Here is a 16,150-nt window from a genome sequence, read left to right as displayed (position 1 = left end):
GGTCAGCCGAACGCGGTCGCGATCCGCGACTCGTCCACCCGGTAGGGTGCCGGGTCGTTGGCCAGGCCCACGTCGTGCAGGAGTTCCTGCTTGACCGCTTCCTTGTTGACGTCGCTCGTCAGGCCCGCCTTGCCGACCGCCCAGGCGGACTGCCCGGCGGCCTTCAGCGTGCCCTTGACCGTTCCGTCACCCATCTGCACCGGGTCGTCCTGGTCGATCCCGAGCGTCTCGCGGAACTTGCCGTTCACCCACTGGCCGGCCTCGCCGTCGAGCTTCTGCGCGGCCTTGGCGATCATCCCCTCGCCCTGCTCCAGCTCCCGCATGCCCTGGAACGCGGCCTTCACGTTCTTGACCTGGCTCAGCGCCTTGCTGATGCCCTCCATGTTGCGGACGGCCTTGACCGCCGCGCCCATCTCCTTCAGCGCCTTCAGCAGCGCCTCCAGCTTCTGCGCCAGCTGCGTCGAGACCCGGGCCACCCGAGCCACGAAGACGGCGATCTCCGCCTCGGTGATCAGCGCGTCCGCGATCAGGCCGATGCCCATGGTGAACACCGCGATCACCGCCTCGGCGGCCAGCGACACGATCAGTGCCTCGATCGCCTCGCTGATGATCTGGATCACCATGCCCTCGGCCATCGCGCACTCCTGCGCCGCCGAGTTGATGATCTGCGCGGTCTGCAGCATGCCCTGCGCGGTCTGGTCGAGCGCGTCCGCGACCTCGCCCATGTGCCCGCCGAACGCGTCGCTGGCGCCGCCCGACCACGCCTCGGCGAGCGGCACCGCGCCGCCCCGCAGCTCGGTCGCGACCGACTGCACGGCGTGCGCCTGCGCCTGCCACTCCTCGGCGGCCGCGTTCAGCTCCGCGAGGTTGCCGGTGACCTTCTCCAGCATCCCGATCAGACCGGACTGCTCCAGCGCCCACTCGACCGCCTCGTCGAGCATTCCGCCCAGGCCGCTGCGGTCGGGGTGCTCGGCCGGGTCGAGGTTCGCCATCGCCTGCTCGACCCGGGCGTGCGCCCAGGCATAGGCGTCGCTGACACCGGTCATTTCCCTGCCCGGGCCATTCGGGAAGCTGCCCGGAGAGACGGGGTAGGGGCCGCTCCAGACGCCGCCGCCCGGATCGACGTGGAAACCGGGGTCCACGTCGTAGCCGGGGTCCCGCCTGCCGCCCGGAGCGAAGCCGGGGTTCTCCTCCCAGGGCCCGCGCGGCACCCCCCGCTCGCCCTCCGCGCCGCCGTCGCCGACACCGTCCAGCCCGGTCGACGGCGCGGCGCCGCCGCCCGGCTCGGGGTTGGCCGGCTCCTTCGGGCCGAAGATCCGGTCGCCCGCCCAGTCGGTGCCGCGCTGAACCAGGCCGTCGATGGCGGTCGAAGCGCCATCCCTCAGCTTGCCCCTGAACCAGCTCTCCCGCGGATCGATCGGCCCGACCCCGTCGGCGCCGCCGTCGTCGGCGCCCGTCGGGTGGTTCGGCGCCTGTGGCGGCTGCTGCGGGTGCGGCGCCTGCGGCTGCGGCGGCACGTGCGGGGCCTGCGGCTGCGGCGGCTGCTGCGGGTGCCGCACGTTCGGCGGCTGCGACACCGGGCGCGACGGCGGCGTGGCCGGGCGCGGCGGCGCCGGCTGCGGCGGCGGTGTCCGGCGCGACGGACTGGGGGTCGAGACCCTTCCGGAGCTGCCGCCCTTCCCCGCCATTACCGACCACCGCCCATCGTGCGCACCACGTGGTCCTCGTGGTCCGCGTAGTTCTGCGAGACGCCCGCCAGCCCCTCGGAGGTGCCGTTGACGGCGTTGCCGAGCGCGCCGACGTTCTCCCGGTTGGCGTTCGCGTGCTCCTGGTACGCCGAGGCCAGGTGCTGGGCGTTCGGCAGGTGTCCGAAGGCGTCGGACGAGATGGTGATCGCGGCGGTGGCCGACGCGATCCTGCTCAGCTGTTCGGACTGCTCCTGAAGCAGTGACGCATATCGATCGAGTGCGCCCGGTTCGACCCGAAATCCGCCGTCCCCCATGACAGTTGCCCTCCCTCGGCGACCTTTCAACTGGCCGGTCATCCTACTGATCCGCATGCAAAGGCTTCGCAAACAGATGTCCGAAAAGCACTGACGCGGCAACCGGTCGGCCATCACAATGGGCAGGGAACCAGGGGGTTGGCATGAGCGGGCGACAGAAGACGGTCCTGACTGCGGTGGTGGCGGCCGTACTGGCTGCGCTGGCCGCCGTCCTGCTGTGGCCCGAGCCGCACAGGCAGGCCGCCGCCCCACCGTCTCCCCCCAGTTCCTCCCCGGCACCTTCACCGAGTCCGACCAAGGAAGTTCCGTACCCGTACTTCACGCCGGGCACGTGTTTCCAGGTGCCGCGGCTCAGCAAGGTGCAGCAGCCCACCGCCGTCCCCTGCGAGCAGCCGCACGACGCCGAGGCGATCGCCAACACGGACCTGCCGGACGGCCTCGCCGATCTGCCGGCGATCTACCGCACCATGACCGAGCTGTGCAAGGAGCCGAGCAAGCAGGCCCTGGCGCGCACCGGCGACGGCCCGCGGCACGCCACCTCGATCGGCCTGCCGCTGGAGTTCTACCAGCAGGGCTGGCGCGGAGTCACCTGCGCACTGACCTTCAAGGCCTGACGGCCCGACCGCTGCGTAGGCTGTGCGGCATGTCGAGCCTTGCGCGGGCCGAGCGTGCCCGTCTCACCGGATTGTTGTCGGCGGCCGGCCCGGACGGGCCGACCTTGTGTGCGGGGTGGCTGACCAGGGATCTGGTGGCACACCTGGTGGTGCGGGAGGGCCGTCCGGACGCGGCGGCCGGGATCAAGGTGCGGGCGCTGGCCAAGTGGACGCAGCGGGTGCAGGACCGGACGGCGAAGCGCCCGTACGAGCAGTTGGTGAAGTCCTTCCGCTCGGGGCCACCGGCCCTCTCGCCGTTCAACCTGCCGGGTGTGGACGAGGCGGCGAACCTGCTGGAGTACTTCGTGCACGCGGAGGACGTCCGCCGGGCGGTCGCCTTCGAGCCGGAGCCGGTGTCGCCCGAGCTGGCGGAGGCGCTGTGGCGGCGGGTGCCGATGGCGGCCCGGCTGGGCGAGTCGCGGCCGTCGGTGTCGCTGCGCCTGACGCGGCCGGACGGCCGGGAGGTGACGATCCGTCGCGGGGACCGGCCGCTGGTGACGGTGACCGGGGAGCCCGGCGAGCTGGTGCTGTTCCTGCTCGGGCGCGGCGCGAGGACGGCGGTGACGGTGCAGGGCGACCCGGCCGCGGTCGCCGCACTGGCCGAGGCGCTGCCGCTGCCGGAGAGCTGAGGGCCCGTGCGACGCCCCGCCGTGCCAGGGCCCGGCGGGGCGTCGGTGGCTCAGCGGACGAGGTGGCCGGTGGTGCGGAGTTCGTCCTTGACCTGGCCGATCGTCAGGTCGCCGAAGTGGAAGACGCTGGCGGCGAGCACCGCGTCGGCACCGGCATCGACGGCGGGCGCGAAGTCGGCGAGCTTGCCGGCCCCGCCGGAGGCGATGACGGGCAGCGAGACGGCCTTGCGGACGGCGCCGATCATCTCCAGGTCGTAGCCGTCCTTGGTGCCGTCGGCGTCCATCGAGTTCAACAGGATCTCGCCGGCGCCGAGTTCGGCGGCCCGCACCGCCCACTCGACGGCGTCCAGGCCGGTGCCCTGGCGGCCGCCGTGGGTGGTGACCTCGAAGCCGGAGGCGGTCTGGGCGCCCTCGGGGCAGCGCCGGGCGTCCACCGACAGGACCAGCACCTGGCGGCCGAAGCGCTGCGCGATCTCGCGGATCAGTTCGGGGCGGGCGATCGCCGCGGTGTTGACGCCGACCTTGTCGGCGCCGGCCCGCAGCAGCTTGTCGACGTCCTCGACGGTGCGCACGCCACCGCCGACGGTGAGCGGGATGAACACCTGCTCGGCGGTGCGGCGGACCACGTCGTAGGTGGTCTCCCGGGAACCGGAGGAGGCGGTGATGTCGAGGAAGGTCAACTCGTCGGCGCCCTGGGCGTCGTAGAGCTTGGCGAGCTCGACCGGGTCGCCGGCGTCGCGCAGGTTCTGGAAGTTGACGCCCTTGACGACGCGTCCGGCGTCCACGTCCAGACAGGGGATCACGCGTACTGCGAGGGTCACGGCTGCTTGCCTTCCAAAGTGCGGGCCAGGCCGGGGCGGTGGGCCTCCAGCTCGACCTCGACCATCATCCGGGAGTCGGTCAGGCCCTGGACGACCACCATCGTGGTGACCGGCCGGACCTGGTCGAAGAGTTCCTTGTGGGCGCGGCCGACCTCGTCGCAGTCCCGGACGTGGGTGAGGTACATCCGGGTGCGGACCACGTCGGCGGCGGTGAGTCCGTAGTGAGCGAGCGCGTCGAAGGCCACCTTGAAGGCGGCGATCGTCTGCTCGTACGGGTCGCCCTCGACCAGGGCGACCCCGTCGTCGAAGGCGGTGCAGCCCGAGACCAGGACGAAGTCCCCGGCCGCCACTGCCCGGGAGTATCCGTAAGCGTCCTCCCAGGGGGACTTTGCGGAGTAACGGGCGTCGGCGGCCGGGGTTTCGTCGGTCATCGGGACACAGCCTCCAGGGCCTCTTCGAGGGTGAACTTCTGCTCGTAGAGGGCCTTGCCGACGATCGAGCCCTCGACGCCCTCCGGCACCAGGGTGGCGATCGCGCGCAGGTCGTCCAGCGACGACACGCCGCCGGAGGCGACCACCGGGCGGTCGGTGGCGGCGCAGACGTCGCGCAGCAGCTGGAGGTTGGGGCCGGTCAGGGTGCCGTCGCGGTTGACGTCGGTGACCACGTAGCGGGCGCAGCCCTCGGAGTCGAGGCGGGCGAGGACGTCGAACAGCTGGCCGCCGTCGCGGGTCCAGCCGCGGCCGCGCAGGGTGGTGCCGACCACGTCGAGGCCGACGGCGATCTTGTCGCCGTGCTCGGCAATCACCTTGGCGACCCACTCGGGGCTCTCCAGCGCGGCGGTGCCGAGGTTGACCCGGGTGCAGCCGGTGGCGAGCGCGGCGGCCAGCGACTCGTCGTCGCGGATGCCGCCGGACAGTTCGACCTTGATGTCGAGCCGGCCGGTGACCTCGCGGAGCAGGTCGCGGTTGCTGCCGGTGCCGAAGGCGGCGTCCAGGTCGACCAGGTGCAGCCACTCGGCGCCGGCGTTCTGCCAGGCCAGGGCGGCGGCCAGCGGCTCGCCGAAGGAGGTCTCGGTGCCGGAGGCGCCCTTGACCAGGCGGACGGCCTGCCCGTCGCGGACATCGACGGCGGGCAGCAGTTCGAGGCGGTTGGTCATGATCCGTTGGTCTCCCAAGTCGGAGGGCGTCAGAGGGTGTCGACCCAGTTGGTCAGCAGGGCGGCGCCGGCGTCACCGGACTTCTCGGGGTGGAACTGGGTGGCCCACAGCGGTCCGTTCTCCACCGCGGCGACGAACGGCTGCCCGTGGGTGGCCCAGGTCACCTTGGGGGCGCGGATCTTCTCGGAGTGGGTCTCCAGCAGCCAGTGCCGCACGCCGTAGGAGTGGACGAAGTAGAACCGGGTGTCGGCGTCCATCCCGGCGAACATCCGGCTGTCCTCGGGGGCGTCGACGGTGTTCCAGCCCATGTGCGGGACGACCGGCGCGTCCAGCGGCTCGACCACGCCGGGCCACTCGTCGCAGCCGGCGGTCTCGACGCCGTGCTCGACGCCCTTCTCGAACAGGATCTGCATGCCGACGCAGATCCCCAGCACCGGGCGGCCGCCGGCCAGCCGGCGGCCGATGATCTGCTCGCCGCGCACCGCCTTCAGGCCGCGCATGCACGCCTCGAAGGCGCCGACGCCGGGCACCAGCAGGCCGTCCGCGTCCAGCGCCTGCTGGAAGTTGGAGGTGACGGTGACGGTCGCGCCGGTCCGTTCGACGGCGCGCTGGGCGGAGCGCAGGTTGCCGGAGCCGTAGTCCAGCACCACCACGTTCTTGCTCATGTCGCGGAATCTCCTAGTAGCGCAGGATGCCGGCGGCCAGGCACATGGCCGAGGCGAAGCCGAGGACGAGGATCACGCTCTTCGGCTTGTCCTGCTTCCAGAACGAGTAGACGCCGGCGGCGAAGAAGATGCCGAGGAAGATCAGTACAGAGGCCATCAGAGGGCGCCCTTCGTGGACGGGAGGATGCCCTCGGCGCGCGGGTCGCGCTCGGAGGCGTAGCGCAGCGCCCGGGCGAGCGCCTTGAACTGGCACTCCACGATGTGGTGCGCGTTGCGGCCGTACGGCACGTGCACGTGCAGGGCGATCTGGGCCTGCGCGACGAAGGACTCCAGGATGTGCCGGGTCATCGTGGTGTCGTACGAGCCGATCATCGGGGCCATGCCCTCCGGCTCGCTGTGCACCAGGTACGGGCGGCCGGACAGGTCGACCGTGACCTGCGCCAGCGACTCGTCCAGCGGGACGGTGCAGTTGCCGAACCGGTAGATGCCGACCTTGTCGCCGAGCGCCTGCTTGAAGGCGGCGCCGAGGGCGAGCGCGGTGTCCTCGATGGTGTGGTGGGTGTCGATGTGCAGGTCGCCGTCGGTCTTCACGGTGAGGTCGAAGAGGCCGTGGCGGCCGAGCTGGTCGAGCATGTGGTCGTAGAACCCGACGCCCGTGGAGACGTCCGTCCTGCCGGTTCCGTCGAGGTCGATCTCGACCAGGACGGAGGTCTCCTTGGTGGTGCGTTCGACGCGGCCGATACGGGACATTGCGGGTTTACAGCTCCTGACTGGCAGCGCGCGCGGAGCGCGCACGATCAAGGGTGGGGGTGGGCGACGGGAGGGCGTTGGCGACGGCGCCGAGGAAGGCGTCGTTCTCGGCGGGGGTGCCGGCGGTGACGCGCAGCCACCCGGGCACGCCGTTGTCGCGGACCAGCACGCCCTGGTCGAGGATCGCCTGCCACACCGCGTGGGTGTCGGCGAAGCGGCCGAACTGGATGAAGTTGGCGTCGGAGTCGGTCACTTCGAGGCCCAGCTCGCACAGCGCGACCACCACCCGGTCACGCTCGGACTTCAGCTGCTCGACGTAGCCGAGCAGCGTGTCGGTGTGCTCCAGGCAGGCCAGCGCGGTGGCCTGGGTGACCGCCGAGAGGTGGTACGGCAGCCGGACCAGCTGCACCGCGTCCACCACGGCCGGGTCGGCGGCCAGGTAGCCGAGCCGCAGCCCGGCCGCGCCGAACGCCTTCGACATGGTGCGCGAGACCACCAGGTTGGGGCGGCCCGCCAGCAGCGGCAGCAGCGAGGCGCGGTGCGAGAACTCGACGTACGCCTCGTCCACCACCACCATGCTCGGCCTGGCGGCCTGCGCGGCCTCGTACAGCGCGAGCACGGTGTCGGCCTCGACGGCGGTACCGGTCGGGTTGTTCGGCGAGCAGATGAACACCACGTCAGGGCGCAGCTCGGCGATCGCCGCGCGGGCCGCGTCCAGGTCGATGGTGAAGTCCTCGTTGCGCGGGCCGGAGACCCAGGCGGTGCCGGTGCCGCGGGCGATCAGGGCGTGCATCGAGTACGAGGGCTCGAAGCCGATCGCGGTGCGGCCGGGCCCGCCGAAGGTCTGCAGCAGCTGCTGGAGCACCTCGTTGGAGCCGTTGGCGGCCCACACCTGGTCCTTCGTCACGGCGTGGCCGGTGGTGTCGGTCAGGTAGGCGGCCAGGCCGGTGCGCAGCTCGACCGCGTCCCGGTCCGGGTAGCGGTTGAGCTGCCGGGCGGCGTCGGCGACCCGCTCGGCGATCCGGGCCACCAGCGGCTCGGGCAGCGGGTACGGGTTCTCGTTGGTGTTCAGCTGGACGGGCACGTCCAACTGCGGTGCGCCGTAAGGGGACTGGCCGCGCAGCTCGTCCCGGACGGGCAGGTCGTCGATCTTCGTCACGGGGTGGGGACACTCCAGTCGCTGTGCCAGTTCTGTTCGTCTCCGACAAAACGTGCCTTCACGGCGTCTCCGTGGCCCGGCAGGTCCTCGGCCTCGGACAGGTTGACCACGTGCGCGGCGATCCCGGCCAGCGCCGCGCGGTCGTACTCGACGACCTGGACGCCGCGCAGGAAGGTCTGCACGGACAGGCCCGAGGAGTGGCAGGCGCAGCCGCCGGTCGGCAGTACGTGGTTGGAGCCGGCCGCGTAGTCGCCCAGCGAGACCGGGGTGAAGCGGCCGAGGAAGATCGCGCCGGCGTTGCGGACCCGCTCGGAGACGGCGTGCGGGTCGGCGGTCTGGATCTCCAGGTGCTCGGCGGCGTACGCGTTGACCACGGCCAGGCCCTGGTCCAGGTCGTCGACCAGGATGATGCCGGACTGCGGGCCGCCCAGCGCCTCGGCCACCCGCGCGGAGTGCCGGGTGCGGGCGACCTGGGTCTTCAGCTCGGCCTCCACCGCGTCGGCGAGCTCCGCCGAGGCGGTGACCAGCACCGAACCGGAGGTCGGGCCGTGCTCGGCCTGGCTGATCAGGTCGGCGGCGACCTCGGCGGCGTCCGCCGTGTCGTCCGCGAGCACCATGATCTCGGTCGGGCCGGCCTCCGAATCGATGCCGATCCGGCCGGCGAACAGCCGCTTGGCGGCCGCCACGTAGATGTTGCCGGGGCCGGTGACCAGGTTGACGGGCGCGCACTCCTCGGTGCCGAGCGCGAACATCGCCACCGCCTGGGCGCCGCCCACGGCGTACACCTCGTCCACGCCGAGCAGCGCGCACGCCGCCAGGATGGTCGGGTGCACCCGACCGCCGAACGCCTTCTGCGGCGGCGAGGTGACGGCGATGCCGCGCACCCCGGCCTCCTGCGCGGGCACCACATTCATCACAACGGAGGACGGGTAGACCGCCAGACCGCCCGGCACGTACAGGCCGACCCGGTCCACCGGCACCCACCGCTGGGTGACGGTGCCGCCCGGCACCACCTGCGTGGTGTGGCCGGTGCGCCGCTGGTCGCCGTGCACGGCGCGGGCCCGGCGGATCGACTCCTCCAGCGCGGCGCGCACCTTCGGATCGAGCTGCTCCAGGGCCTCGGCGATCTGCCCGGCCGGGACGCGGGTGGACGTCAGCCGCACCCCGTCGAAGCGTTCGGTGATCTCGATCAGCGCCGCTACGCCGCGATGGCGTACGTCCTCGGCGATCGGCCGCACCTTCTCAAGGGCGGCTTCCACGTCGAACTCGGCACGGGGCAGCACGTCACGCGGGTCCTGGTCGGAGCCGCGGAGGTCGATTCGAGAAATCACACGGCCAAGTGTAAGGAGTGGCGAAAACCGGCAGCCGGGCATTTCAGTCCGTGATACGAAAGGTGAGACATCTACAAGATCATCGGGGGGCGCGGTGGAACAGGCACCGGACGACTGGACGGACACCGAACGCGGCCTGTGGGACGCCTTCCGCCACGGCGAGGTGTACGACCTGCGCGCCGGGCGTGTCGGCGGGGCCACCGATCTCCTGCTGCCCGCCCCCGCCGGTGCGGCCGTCCGCCCCGACGAGGAGAGCCTCGGCCCGGACGACCCGTTCACCGCCGAGGAGTGGGGCCCCGGGCGCACCGTCCGCGCCGAGGTGCTCGCCCGGCTGCTGCTGCACGGGCCCGAACCCGTCCCCGGCCGGGTCGCCGCGCTGAAACTCACCGGCGCCCGGATCACTGGCGACCTCACCCTGGCCGGCGGCACCATCGGCTGCTACGTCGAGTTCCAGCTCTGCCGCTTCGACCGCAAACTGTTGCTCTCCGAGGCCACCGCCGGCACCCTGCGGCTGGTCTCCTGCGTCCTCCCCCGGCTGGAGGCCTCCCGGCTCGCCACCGAGGGCGACATGCACCTCGCCCGCTGCGGCATACCCGGCGGCATCCGCCTCACCGACGCCCGGATCGGCACCGACCTGCTGCTCAACCAGTCCGCCGTCGGCCCCGACTCGTTCGGCCGCGCGATCTCCGCCGACGGCATCACCGTCAGCCAGGACTGCGAGGCCGAACGCCTCGGCCTGCTCGGCGAACTCAGCCTGCGCTCGGCCCGGATCGGCGGCCGGCTCTCGCTGCGCGGCGCCGCCCTGCGCTCCGCCCCCAACAACCCGAACGCGCTCAACGCCCCGCGGATCAGCATCGGCCACACCCTGTACCTGTCCGGCTCCGACGACACCACCTGGACCGGCTCCCGCACCGTCTACGGCTCCGGCTACGGCGAGTCCGGCGACGCCCTCGAATACCGCGCCACCCGCCACACCCCGTTCCGCTCCTGGGGCCGGGTCCGGCTCTCCGACGCCCGCTTCGACAACGCCTGCCTGATCACCGCCGCCGAGTTCCACCTCGGCCCCGGCCAGGAACTCTCCCTCAACCGGATCCAGACCCCCGAGCTGCGCTTCACCTGCGAGACCCCGCCCACCGGCACCGTCAGTCTCAACCGCGCCCGGATCGGCAACCTGGTCGACTCCCCCGGCGCCTGGCCCACCGACCGGCACATCTCGCTCACCGGCTTCAGCTACGAATCGCTCCGCCCCGCCGAGCCCTTCCCGCTGGAGCGCCGCGTCGAATGGCTGGAGTCCGGCGCCGAGTTCCGCCCCGAAGCCTACGAGCAGCTCGCCGCGGCACTGCGCCGCGACGGCGCCGACGAGGACGCCCGCACCGTCCTGCTCGCCAAGCAGCGCCGCCGCCGGGGCACCCTGCCGCTGCCCGGCCGGCTCTGGGGCCACCTCCAGGACGCCGCCGTCGGCTACGGCTACCGCCCCGGCCGGGCCGCCACCTGGCTGGTCCTCGCCTGGGCCCTCGGCACCATCTACTTCCAGGAGCACCCGCCCGCGCCGGTCAAATCCGACGAACATGTGGTGTGGAACCCGGCCCTGTACGCGGCCGGCAAGGTCCTCCCGCTGATCGACCTCGGCCAGGCCGGCTGGAACCCCGACCACCCCGGCCAGTGGGTCGCCACCGCCCTGGTCCTGACCGGCTGGGTCCTCGCCACCACCGCCGTGGCCGGCGTCACCCGCCTCCTCCAGCGGGGCTAGCCGGTAAGTGCGGCGCGGCGGCGGCCCCACGGGAACTACGCTGTCCGCCGTGACTGATCGGCTCCCGCTCTTCCCCCTCAACACGGTCCTCTACCCGGGCCTGGTGCTGCCCCTGCACGTCTTCGAGGAGCGCTACCGACACCTGGTCGCCGACCTGCAGAAGCTGCCCGAGGACGAACCGCGCCGCTTCGGCGTGATCGCCATCAGGGACGGCCGGGAGATCGCGCCGGTCCGCGAACTCGACGAGCCCGCAGGCCCGTTGGACGGCATCGGCGCCCCCGGCGAGAACCCGCTGGACGCCCTCCACCCGGTCGGCTGCGTCGCCGACGTCGCCTCCGTCCGGGACCAGCCCGAGGGCCGCTACGAACTCCTCGTCACCGGCACCACCCGGTTCCGGCTGCGCGCCATCGACGCCACCGGCCCCTACCTGGTCGGCGACGTCTCCGTACTGCCCGAACAGCCCGGCGAGGGCTCCGGCGCACTCGCCGCCGGCGTCGAACGCGCCTTCCGCACCTACCAGAAGCGGCTGGCCGGCGCCCGCGAAGCCACCCTCAACGGCGAACCCGAACTGCCCGACGACCCGCAGGTGCTCTCCTACCTGGTCGCCGCCGCGACCACCCTGCCGGTGGCCGTCAAGCAGGAACTCCTCGCCTGCCCCGACACCGCGCAGCGCCTCACCCGCGAGCTCGAACTGCTCCGCCAGGAGAGCGCGGTGATCGCCAAACTCCCGTCCCTGCCCGCCACCGACCTCACCCGCCAGGCGTTCAGCCCGAACTGAGGACTCCCCCGCCCATGTCCAAGAAGAAGACCGCCGGCGGCACCCCCGCGACCGTCGCCCTCGACACCGCCGCGGTCCCGTTCACCGTTCACGAATACGCCCACGACCCCGCCGCAAGCTCCTTCGGAGCGGAGGCGGCCGAGGCGATGGGCGTCCCGCCCGGGCGGGTCTTCAAAACCCTCCTCGCCGAGACCGATGGCACCCTGGCCGTCGCCGTCGTCCCCGTCTCCGGCCAACTCGACCTCAAGGCCCTCGCCACCGCGCTCGGCACCAAACGCGCCACCATGGCCGACCCCACCGCCGCCGAACGCTCCACCGGCTACGTCCTCGGCGGCATCTCCCCCCTCGGCCAACGCAAGAAGCTCCGCACCGTCATCGACACCACCGCCCTGAGCCACCCCACGATCTACGTCTCCGCCGGCAAACGCGGCATGGAAATCGAACTCGCCCCGGCGGACCTGATCCGGCTCACGAACGCGAAGACGTGGGCGATCGGGAAGGGGTGAGGAGAGCACAACCAGGGGCGCGGGGAACTGCGCGAAGCGGAAGACCCCAACCGCAAGATCGCGACGCGGGCAATGACTTGCCATTGATCGCGACCTTACGGACCGGTGTGCGCTTGTCGCGCAGTTCCCCGCGCCCCCGGGTTCGCGCCCGCCTGCGTTCGATTCCTACTGCTGCGCCCAATAAGGCGGCCGGTCCGGCTCCCGCTTGCCGAACGTCGCCGACAGTGCGAGCAGCACAATCGTTGCCGTCATCGGCCACACCAGCAGCGCGCCGTGCGCCGTGAGCTCCAGCGGCCCGTCGAACGTGCCGCCGTTGCCGACCGCGAGGGCGTGCGCGCGCAGATCGGTGGTGGGGCCGAGGCGGCTGCCGAGCTGCCAGCCGATGACGGAGCCGAGGAGGCCGCCGGCGGTGAGGCCGACGGCGACGGCGATGCCGCCGCCGCGGGCGCGGGTCCACAGGAAGGCGCCGAGGGCGGTGGCGACGCCGAGGGCGAGGCCGAGCAGGGAGAAGACGCCGACGGCGGCGATCTGGGCTTCGCCTTCGGGGTCGCGGTAGAGGATGCGGTTGTCCTGGACCTCGAAGCCGACCCGGGGGGCGAGCCAGAGCCAGAGCAGGCCGAGGACGACGCCGAGGACCGCTCCGGCGACAGCGATGATCGCTCCGATCCGCAGTTCGGGGCCGACCGGCGGCCGCTCGACGGGGGCGGGCGACTGGTGCGGGTGGGGCGGGGCGAACGGGTCCGCCCCGGGCGGCGTGTTACCCGCAGGTGTGTTCGGTACGGTCACGGCCCCATCGTTTCATGGCCGCCCCCGCCACTGTCGATCTCCGGTCGGTGCAAGTTCCCGCACGACCCGGTGCACGTTCCCGCACGACCGGGTGCACGTTCCCCACGGGAGCGGTCTCAGCGGGCGGCCCGCCGGTACGCCCAGGTGGCGAGCGTCAGCGAGCCGAGGCCGACGGCGCCGCAGACGCCGAGGTCGAGCAGGACGCGGGCCCAGTCCGGTTGCGGGGCGAAGGTGAGGGCGAGCGCGTCCACGCCGTAGCTGGAGGGCAGCAGGTCGCGCAGCCACTGCACGGGGACGGGCAGCCGGGAGGCCGGCAGGACGCCCAGCAGCAGGGCGGCGGACATGCCGAGCTGTCCGGCGAGGGTGGCGAGTTCCTGGCGCGGGGCGAGCAGCCCCAGCGCCGCACCGAGTCCGGCGAGCGCGGCGCCGGCCAGCGGGACGACGGCGAGCAGGATCCACAGCCGGCCCATCGGCAGGTCGAACATCCAGCTGCCGGCCGCGGCGGTGACGAACACGCCGGGCACGGTGAAGGAGGCGTACGCGGCGGCGGTGCCGAGCACCACGGAGGCGGGCGGGACGGGCAGGGTGGCGTAGTGGTCGAGGCCGCCGGTGTGGCGGAGCTTCCCGAAGTACTGGGCGAGCAGGTTGAGCGCCACGAAGGCGACGACCAGGACGGCGGAGCCGGCCACCACGGCGTGCGCGGAGGGGTTGTCGCCGGGGTCCACCACGCCGCGCATCATCACCAGGATGCCGATGGACTGGAAGGTGGCGACGAACAGCAGCGGGATCCGGGCGACCTTGGCGCGGGCCAGCTGGGCACGGTAGACGGCGGCCAGGGCGGGCAGCAGCCGGGCGGCGGGGGCCAGCGGGGCGGCCTGCCCGGTGCCGGTGGCGGCGGGCGCGTCGAGCAGGGTCATCGGGTGAGTCCTTCGTGCCGGCCGCCGAGTCGGAGGTAGGCGTCCTCCAGGGTGGGGGTGGCGAGGGTGAAGTCGTCGAGCGCGGCGAAGGCGGGGCCGGTGGTGACGGCGGCGACCAGTTCGCGGGCCTCGTCGGGGGTGGTGCGCAGGGTCCAGCGGCGGCCGGTGCGCTCGGCGCGTTCGGCGAGCGCGGCAACGGCGGGGACGCCCATCGGGGCGTCGTGCCGCCACACCAGGTCGAGCCGGACGTTGCCGTTCACCAGGGCCTTGAGGCCGCCGGGGGTGTCGCAGGCGATGACCTTGCCGCCGTCGATCACGGCGACCCGGTCGAGCACGGTCTCGGCCTCGATGACGTTGTGGGTGACCAGCAGCACGGTGGTGCCGCGCTCGGCGCGGCGGCGATCGACGGCGCTCCACACGGCGCGGCGGGCGACCGGGTCCATGCCGGTGGTGGGCTCGTCCAGGACCAGCAGCGGGCGTTCGCCGACCAGGGTGGCGGCGAAGCAGGCGAGGCGGCGCTGGCCGCCGGAGAGTTTGGCGAGCGGACGGTGGGCGAGCGGTTCGAGACCGAGTTCGGTGATCACGTCGGCGGTCTCGGCGCGGGCGGCGGCGCGGGACAGGCCGCGCAGTCGGCCGGTGGTCTCGGCGGCGAGGGCGACGGTGAGCTCGTCGAGGGCGGTGGATTCCTGGCCGAGGTAGCCGAGCAGCCGGGCGGCCCGTTCGGGGTGGCGGACGATGTCGTGGCCGAGCAGCTCGATGGTGCCGGCGTCGGGGCGGAGCAGGCCGGTGAGCTGGCGGACCAGGGTGGACTTGCCGGCGCCGTTGGGGCCGAGCAGCCCGAAGATCTCGCCGCGCCCGACGGCGAGGTCGATGCCGTCGTTGGCCCGGACCTCGGTGCCGCCCGCCCGATAGGTCTTGACCAGGCCGCTGACGGTGCAGCAGCCCTGAGGTGCCTTGCTCACGACGGAAGACTTTACGCGCCGCGGGGGACGTTCCGGGCACGCGGGTCGGGTCGCCGGCGGCGGTCAGTTGTCCTCCAGGGCCTCCGCCGGGCGCCGGGTGTCGGGGACGCGGGCGGCCAGTTCCTTCCAGAAGCCCTCCCGGATGGCGTACCGGTCCTGCTCGTCGATCTGGTCCTCCTTGTGCGCGAGCAGGCCGAACCGGGCGGCGTAGCGCAGCAGTTCGCCGTCGAGGCGGTGCGGGATGCGCGGGTGCTCGGTCCACAGCAGGGCGGGGCGGTCGGTGGGGGCGAGGCGGTCGAGCCAGCGGCGGGCGAAGACCTGGCCGACCTCCTGCGGGTCGCCGCCGACGCTGGTGATGTCCTCCTCGCGGTCGGCCCAGCGCTGGGCGGCGGTGGTGAGGCGGTCCAGGGTGGGCAGTGCGTCGGCGGCGCTGGGGGTGTCGGTGCGCTCCAGCCAGCCCCGGTCGGAGGACCAGCGCAGCACCGGCCCGCCGAGCGCGGCGGCCGACGGCACGGCAGCGGGGACGGGGACGGGGGTGCGGCCTGCCAGGTCCTTGGGGGTCGGGATGACGCGTAACGGGGCTGTCCGCCCGCTGGGGGCCGCTGCGGCGGGGGCGGTGGCGCGGGGGCGGGGCGGGGTGGGCAGCACGGCGACGGGTGCGACGACGGGGGTGACGGGTTCGGGGGTGCTCTCCCGGGGGCGGGCCCAGCGTTCGATCCAGGCACGGTCGAGCACCCGGCGTTCGTCGGCCTCGCCGACGAGTTCCTCGGACTGGTTGAAGTCGCCGTCGGCGGCCTCCAGCGCCCACAGGTGGACGGCCACGCCGTGTTCCTTGGCGGAGGCGACGCCGGGCAGCAGGTCGCCGTCCCCGGTGACCAGCACCACGTCGGCGCAGGCGTGGTTGCGGGCGAGTTCGCTGAGTTCGGCGTGCATCGCGGCGTCCACGCCCTTCTGCACCCAGCGGCCCTCGGCCCGGGTGAGCGCGCCGAGCCGGACGGTGACCCGGGGCAGCACTCTGAGGCGGCGGTGTTCGGGCACGGGTCTGCGGTCGATGGCGGCGTCGAACCAGTAGATCCGCAGCAGGGGCAGCCCGGTCTCCTCCTCGGCACGTTCGCGCAGCGCGGCGATCAGCACGTGATGGTCGACGGCGATCCGTGACCGGCCGGGTTCTCCGGCGAGCAGGCTGGCGGCGGCGCCCAGCAGGTAGCCCGCGTCCACCAGGACGACGCAGCGGTCCATCCGGCACCTCCTCCTCGGCCCGGCGCCGCGGCGGTGGGGAGGCCGC

At 73.1% G+C, this 16,150-nt stretch carries 19 protein-coding genes; 5 read left to right on the top strand and 14 right to left on the bottom strand.

All coding sequences use genetic code 11. The annotated features are described in order from the left end of the window. Positions 1-2 precede the first annotated feature (2 nt). Positions 3-1,577, bottom strand: coding sequence for a WXG100 family type VII secretion target (locus ACZ6R9_RS30260; RefSeq protein WP_465541690.1), 1,575 nt, complete (start codon positions 1,575-1,577; stop codon positions 3-5). 110 nt (positions 1,578-1,687) lie between these two features. Further along, positions 1,688-2,002, bottom strand: coding sequence for a hypothetical protein (locus tag ACZ6R9_RS30255; RefSeq protein WP_380486502.1), 315 nt, complete (start codon positions 2,000-2,002; stop codon positions 1,688-1,690). Between the two features lie 143 nt (positions 2,003-2,145). Between ACZ6R9_RS30255 and ACZ6R9_RS30250 the strand changes: the two genes are divergently transcribed. After that, on the top strand, positions 2,146-2,616 hold the full coding sequence (locus ACZ6R9_RS30250; protein ID WP_380486500.1) for a septum formation family protein: 471 nt from the start codon (positions 2,146-2,148) through the stop codon (positions 2,614-2,616). Between the two features lie 29 nt (positions 2,617-2,645). Further along, a complete protein-coding gene (locus ACZ6R9_RS30245) occupies positions 2,646-3,284 on the top strand; it encodes a TIGR03085 family metal-binding protein (protein ID WP_465541687.1) in 639 nt (212 codons plus the stop codon). 50 nt (positions 3,285-3,334) lie between these two features. On the opposite strand, the gene hisF is transcribed toward ACZ6R9_RS30245, so the two are convergent. The 8 genes from hisF to hisD are packed head-to-tail and all read right to left on the bottom strand — an operon-like array spanning position 3,335 to position 9,166. Then, the gene (gene hisF / locus ACZ6R9_RS30240) at positions 3,335-4,105 is read right to left on the bottom strand and encodes an imidazole glycerol phosphate synthase subunit HisF (RefSeq protein WP_465541685.1); all 771 of its coding nucleotides are present in this window, start codon (positions 4,103-4,105) and stop codon (positions 3,335-3,337) included. Next, the gene (locus tag ACZ6R9_RS30235; protein WP_380486495.1) at positions 4,102-4,536 is read right to left on the bottom strand and encodes a RidA family protein; all 435 of its coding nucleotides are present in this window, start codon (positions 4,534-4,536) and stop codon (positions 4,102-4,104) included. Before ACZ6R9_RS30235 ends, hisF begins: the two co-directional genes overlap by 4 nt. Further along, positions 4,533-5,261: a bifunctional 1-(5-phosphoribosyl)-5-((5-phosphoribosylamino)methylideneamino)imidazole-4-carboxamide isomerase/phosphoribosylanthranilate isomerase PriA gene (priA, locus tag ACZ6R9_RS30230; RefSeq protein ID WP_035861549.1), complete on the bottom strand. Its 729-nt coding sequence runs from the start codon at positions 5,259-5,261 to the stop codon at positions 4,533-4,535. The genes ACZ6R9_RS30235 and priA overlap by 4 nt, the downstream gene beginning before the upstream one ends. 29 nt (positions 5,262-5,290) lie before the next feature. Continuing rightward, a complete protein-coding gene (hisH, locus tag ACZ6R9_RS30225; RefSeq protein ID WP_380486493.1) occupies positions 5,291-5,926 on the bottom strand; it encodes an imidazole glycerol phosphate synthase subunit HisH in 636 nt (211 codons plus the stop codon). A gap of 13 nt (positions 5,927-5,939) precedes the next feature. Then, entirely contained in the window at positions 5,940-6,083 is a 144-nt protein-coding gene (locus ACZ6R9_RS30220; protein ID WP_380486491.1) for a hypothetical protein, read from the bottom strand. After that, positions 6,083-6,676 (bottom strand): imidazoleglycerol-phosphate dehydratase HisB, encoded by a 594-nt coding sequence (gene hisB, locus ACZ6R9_RS30215; RefSeq protein ID WP_380486489.1) that lies wholly within the window; start codon positions 6,674-6,676, stop codon positions 6,083-6,085. The genes ACZ6R9_RS30220 and hisB overlap by 1 nt, the downstream gene beginning before the upstream one ends. Before the next feature lie 7 nt (positions 6,677-6,683). Next, positions 6,684-7,835, bottom strand: a complete 1,152-nt coding sequence (locus tag ACZ6R9_RS30210) for a histidinol-phosphate transaminase (protein ID WP_465541681.1) — start codon at positions 7,833-7,835, stop codon at positions 6,684-6,686. Further along, positions 7,832-9,166, bottom strand: coding sequence for a histidinol dehydrogenase (gene hisD / locus ACZ6R9_RS30205; RefSeq protein WP_380486485.1), 1,335 nt, complete (start codon positions 9,164-9,166; stop codon positions 7,832-7,834). Before hisD ends, ACZ6R9_RS30210 begins: the two co-directional genes overlap by 4 nt. Positions 9,167-9,260: 94 nt before the next feature. On the opposite strand from hisD, the gene ACZ6R9_RS30200 reads away from it, so the two are divergent. From ACZ6R9_RS30200 to ybaK, 3 genes are read left to right on the top strand one after another with little or no spacing between them, the layout of a single operon-like run. Then, complete coding sequence (locus tag ACZ6R9_RS30200) at positions 9,261-10,916, top strand: oxidoreductase (protein ID WP_465541679.1); 1,656 nt, start codon at positions 9,261-9,263, stop codon at positions 10,914-10,916. 49 nt (positions 10,917-10,965) lie between these two features. Continuing rightward, complete coding sequence (locus tag ACZ6R9_RS30195) at positions 10,966-11,694, top strand: LON peptidase substrate-binding domain-containing protein (RefSeq protein ID WP_465541677.1); 729 nt, start codon at positions 10,966-10,968, stop codon at positions 11,692-11,694. Positions 11,695-11,708: 14 nt separating this feature from the next. After that, positions 11,709-12,200, top strand: a complete 492-nt coding sequence (gene ybaK / locus ACZ6R9_RS30190) for a Cys-tRNA(Pro) deacylase (RefSeq protein WP_380486481.1) — start codon at positions 11,709-11,711, stop codon at positions 12,198-12,200. Between the two features lie 165 nt (positions 12,201-12,365). Here ybaK and ACZ6R9_RS30185 read toward each other — a convergent pair whose 3' ends face one another. The 4 genes from ACZ6R9_RS30185 to ACZ6R9_RS30170 form a co-directional block, all read right to left on the bottom strand. After that, positions 12,366-12,986, bottom strand: a complete 621-nt coding sequence (locus tag ACZ6R9_RS30185; RefSeq protein ID WP_380486479.1) for a hypothetical protein — start codon at positions 12,984-12,986, stop codon at positions 12,366-12,368. Between the two features lie 116 nt (positions 12,987-13,102). Further along, a complete protein-coding gene (locus ACZ6R9_RS30180) occupies positions 13,103-13,903 on the bottom strand; it encodes an ABC transporter permease (RefSeq protein WP_380486477.1) in 801 nt (266 codons plus the stop codon). Continuing rightward, the gene (locus ACZ6R9_RS30175) at positions 13,900-14,865 is read right to left on the bottom strand and encodes an ABC transporter ATP-binding protein (protein WP_465541674.1); all 966 of its coding nucleotides are present in this window, start codon (positions 14,863-14,865) and stop codon (positions 13,900-13,902) included. Before ACZ6R9_RS30175 ends, ACZ6R9_RS30180 begins: the two co-directional genes overlap by 4 nt. Before the next feature lie 63 nt (positions 14,866-14,928). Next, on the bottom strand, positions 14,929-16,104 hold the full coding sequence (locus ACZ6R9_RS30170) for an NYN domain-containing protein (RefSeq protein ID WP_380486473.1): 1,176 nt from the start codon (positions 16,102-16,104) through the stop codon (positions 14,929-14,931). Positions 16,105-16,150 lie beyond the last annotated feature (46 nt).

The organism is Kitasatospora sp. NPDC048662, from assembly GCF_055587065.1.
Note: the sequence above shows the minus strand (reverse complement) of the source record. Positions and strands in the feature narration are given on the sequence as shown.

Excerpts from the sequence above, each read along its gene's own strand:
- ACZ6R9_RS30255 (WP_380486502.1), bottom strand. The coding sequence starts at position 2,002 with ATGGGGGACGGCGGATTTCGGGTCGAACCGGGCGCACTCGATCGATAT.
- hisH (WP_380486493.1), bottom strand. The coding sequence starts at position 5,926 with ATGAGCAAGAACGTGGTGGTGCTGGACTACGGCTCCGGCAACCTGCGC.
- ACZ6R9_RS30220 (WP_380486491.1), bottom strand. The coding sequence starts at position 6,083 with ATGGCCTCTGTACTGATCTTCCTCGGCATCTTCTTCGCCGCCGGCGTC.
- ybaK (WP_380486481.1), top strand. The coding sequence starts at position 11,709 with ATGTCCAAGAAGAAGACCGCCGGCGGCACCCCCGCGACCGTCGCCCTC.
- ACZ6R9_RS30180 (WP_380486477.1), bottom strand. The coding sequence starts at position 13,903 with ATGACCCTGCTCGACGCGCCCGCCGCCACCGGCACCGGGCAGGCCGCC.
- ACZ6R9_RS30170 (WP_380486473.1), bottom strand. The coding sequence starts at position 16,104 with ATGGACCGCTGCGTCGTCCTGGTGGACGCGGGCTACCTGCTGGGCGCC.
- ACZ6R9_RS30235 (WP_380486495.1), bottom strand. The coding sequence starts at position 4,536 with ATGACCGACGAAACCCCGGCCGCCGACGCCCGTTACTCCGCAAAGTCC.
- priA (WP_035861549.1), bottom strand. The coding sequence starts at position 5,261 with ATGACCAACCGCCTCGAACTGCTGCCCGCCGTCGATGTCCGCGACGGG.
- ACZ6R9_RS30250 (WP_380486500.1), top strand. The coding sequence starts at position 2,146 with ATGAGCGGGCGACAGAAGACGGTCCTGACTGCGGTGGTGGCGGCCGTA.
- ACZ6R9_RS30245 (WP_465541687.1), top strand. The coding sequence starts at position 2,646 with ATGTCGAGCCTTGCGCGGGCCGAGCGTGCCCGTCTCACCGGATTGTTG.
- hisB (WP_380486489.1), bottom strand. The coding sequence starts at position 6,676 with ATGTCCCGTATCGGCCGCGTCGAACGCACCACCAAGGAGACCTCCGTC.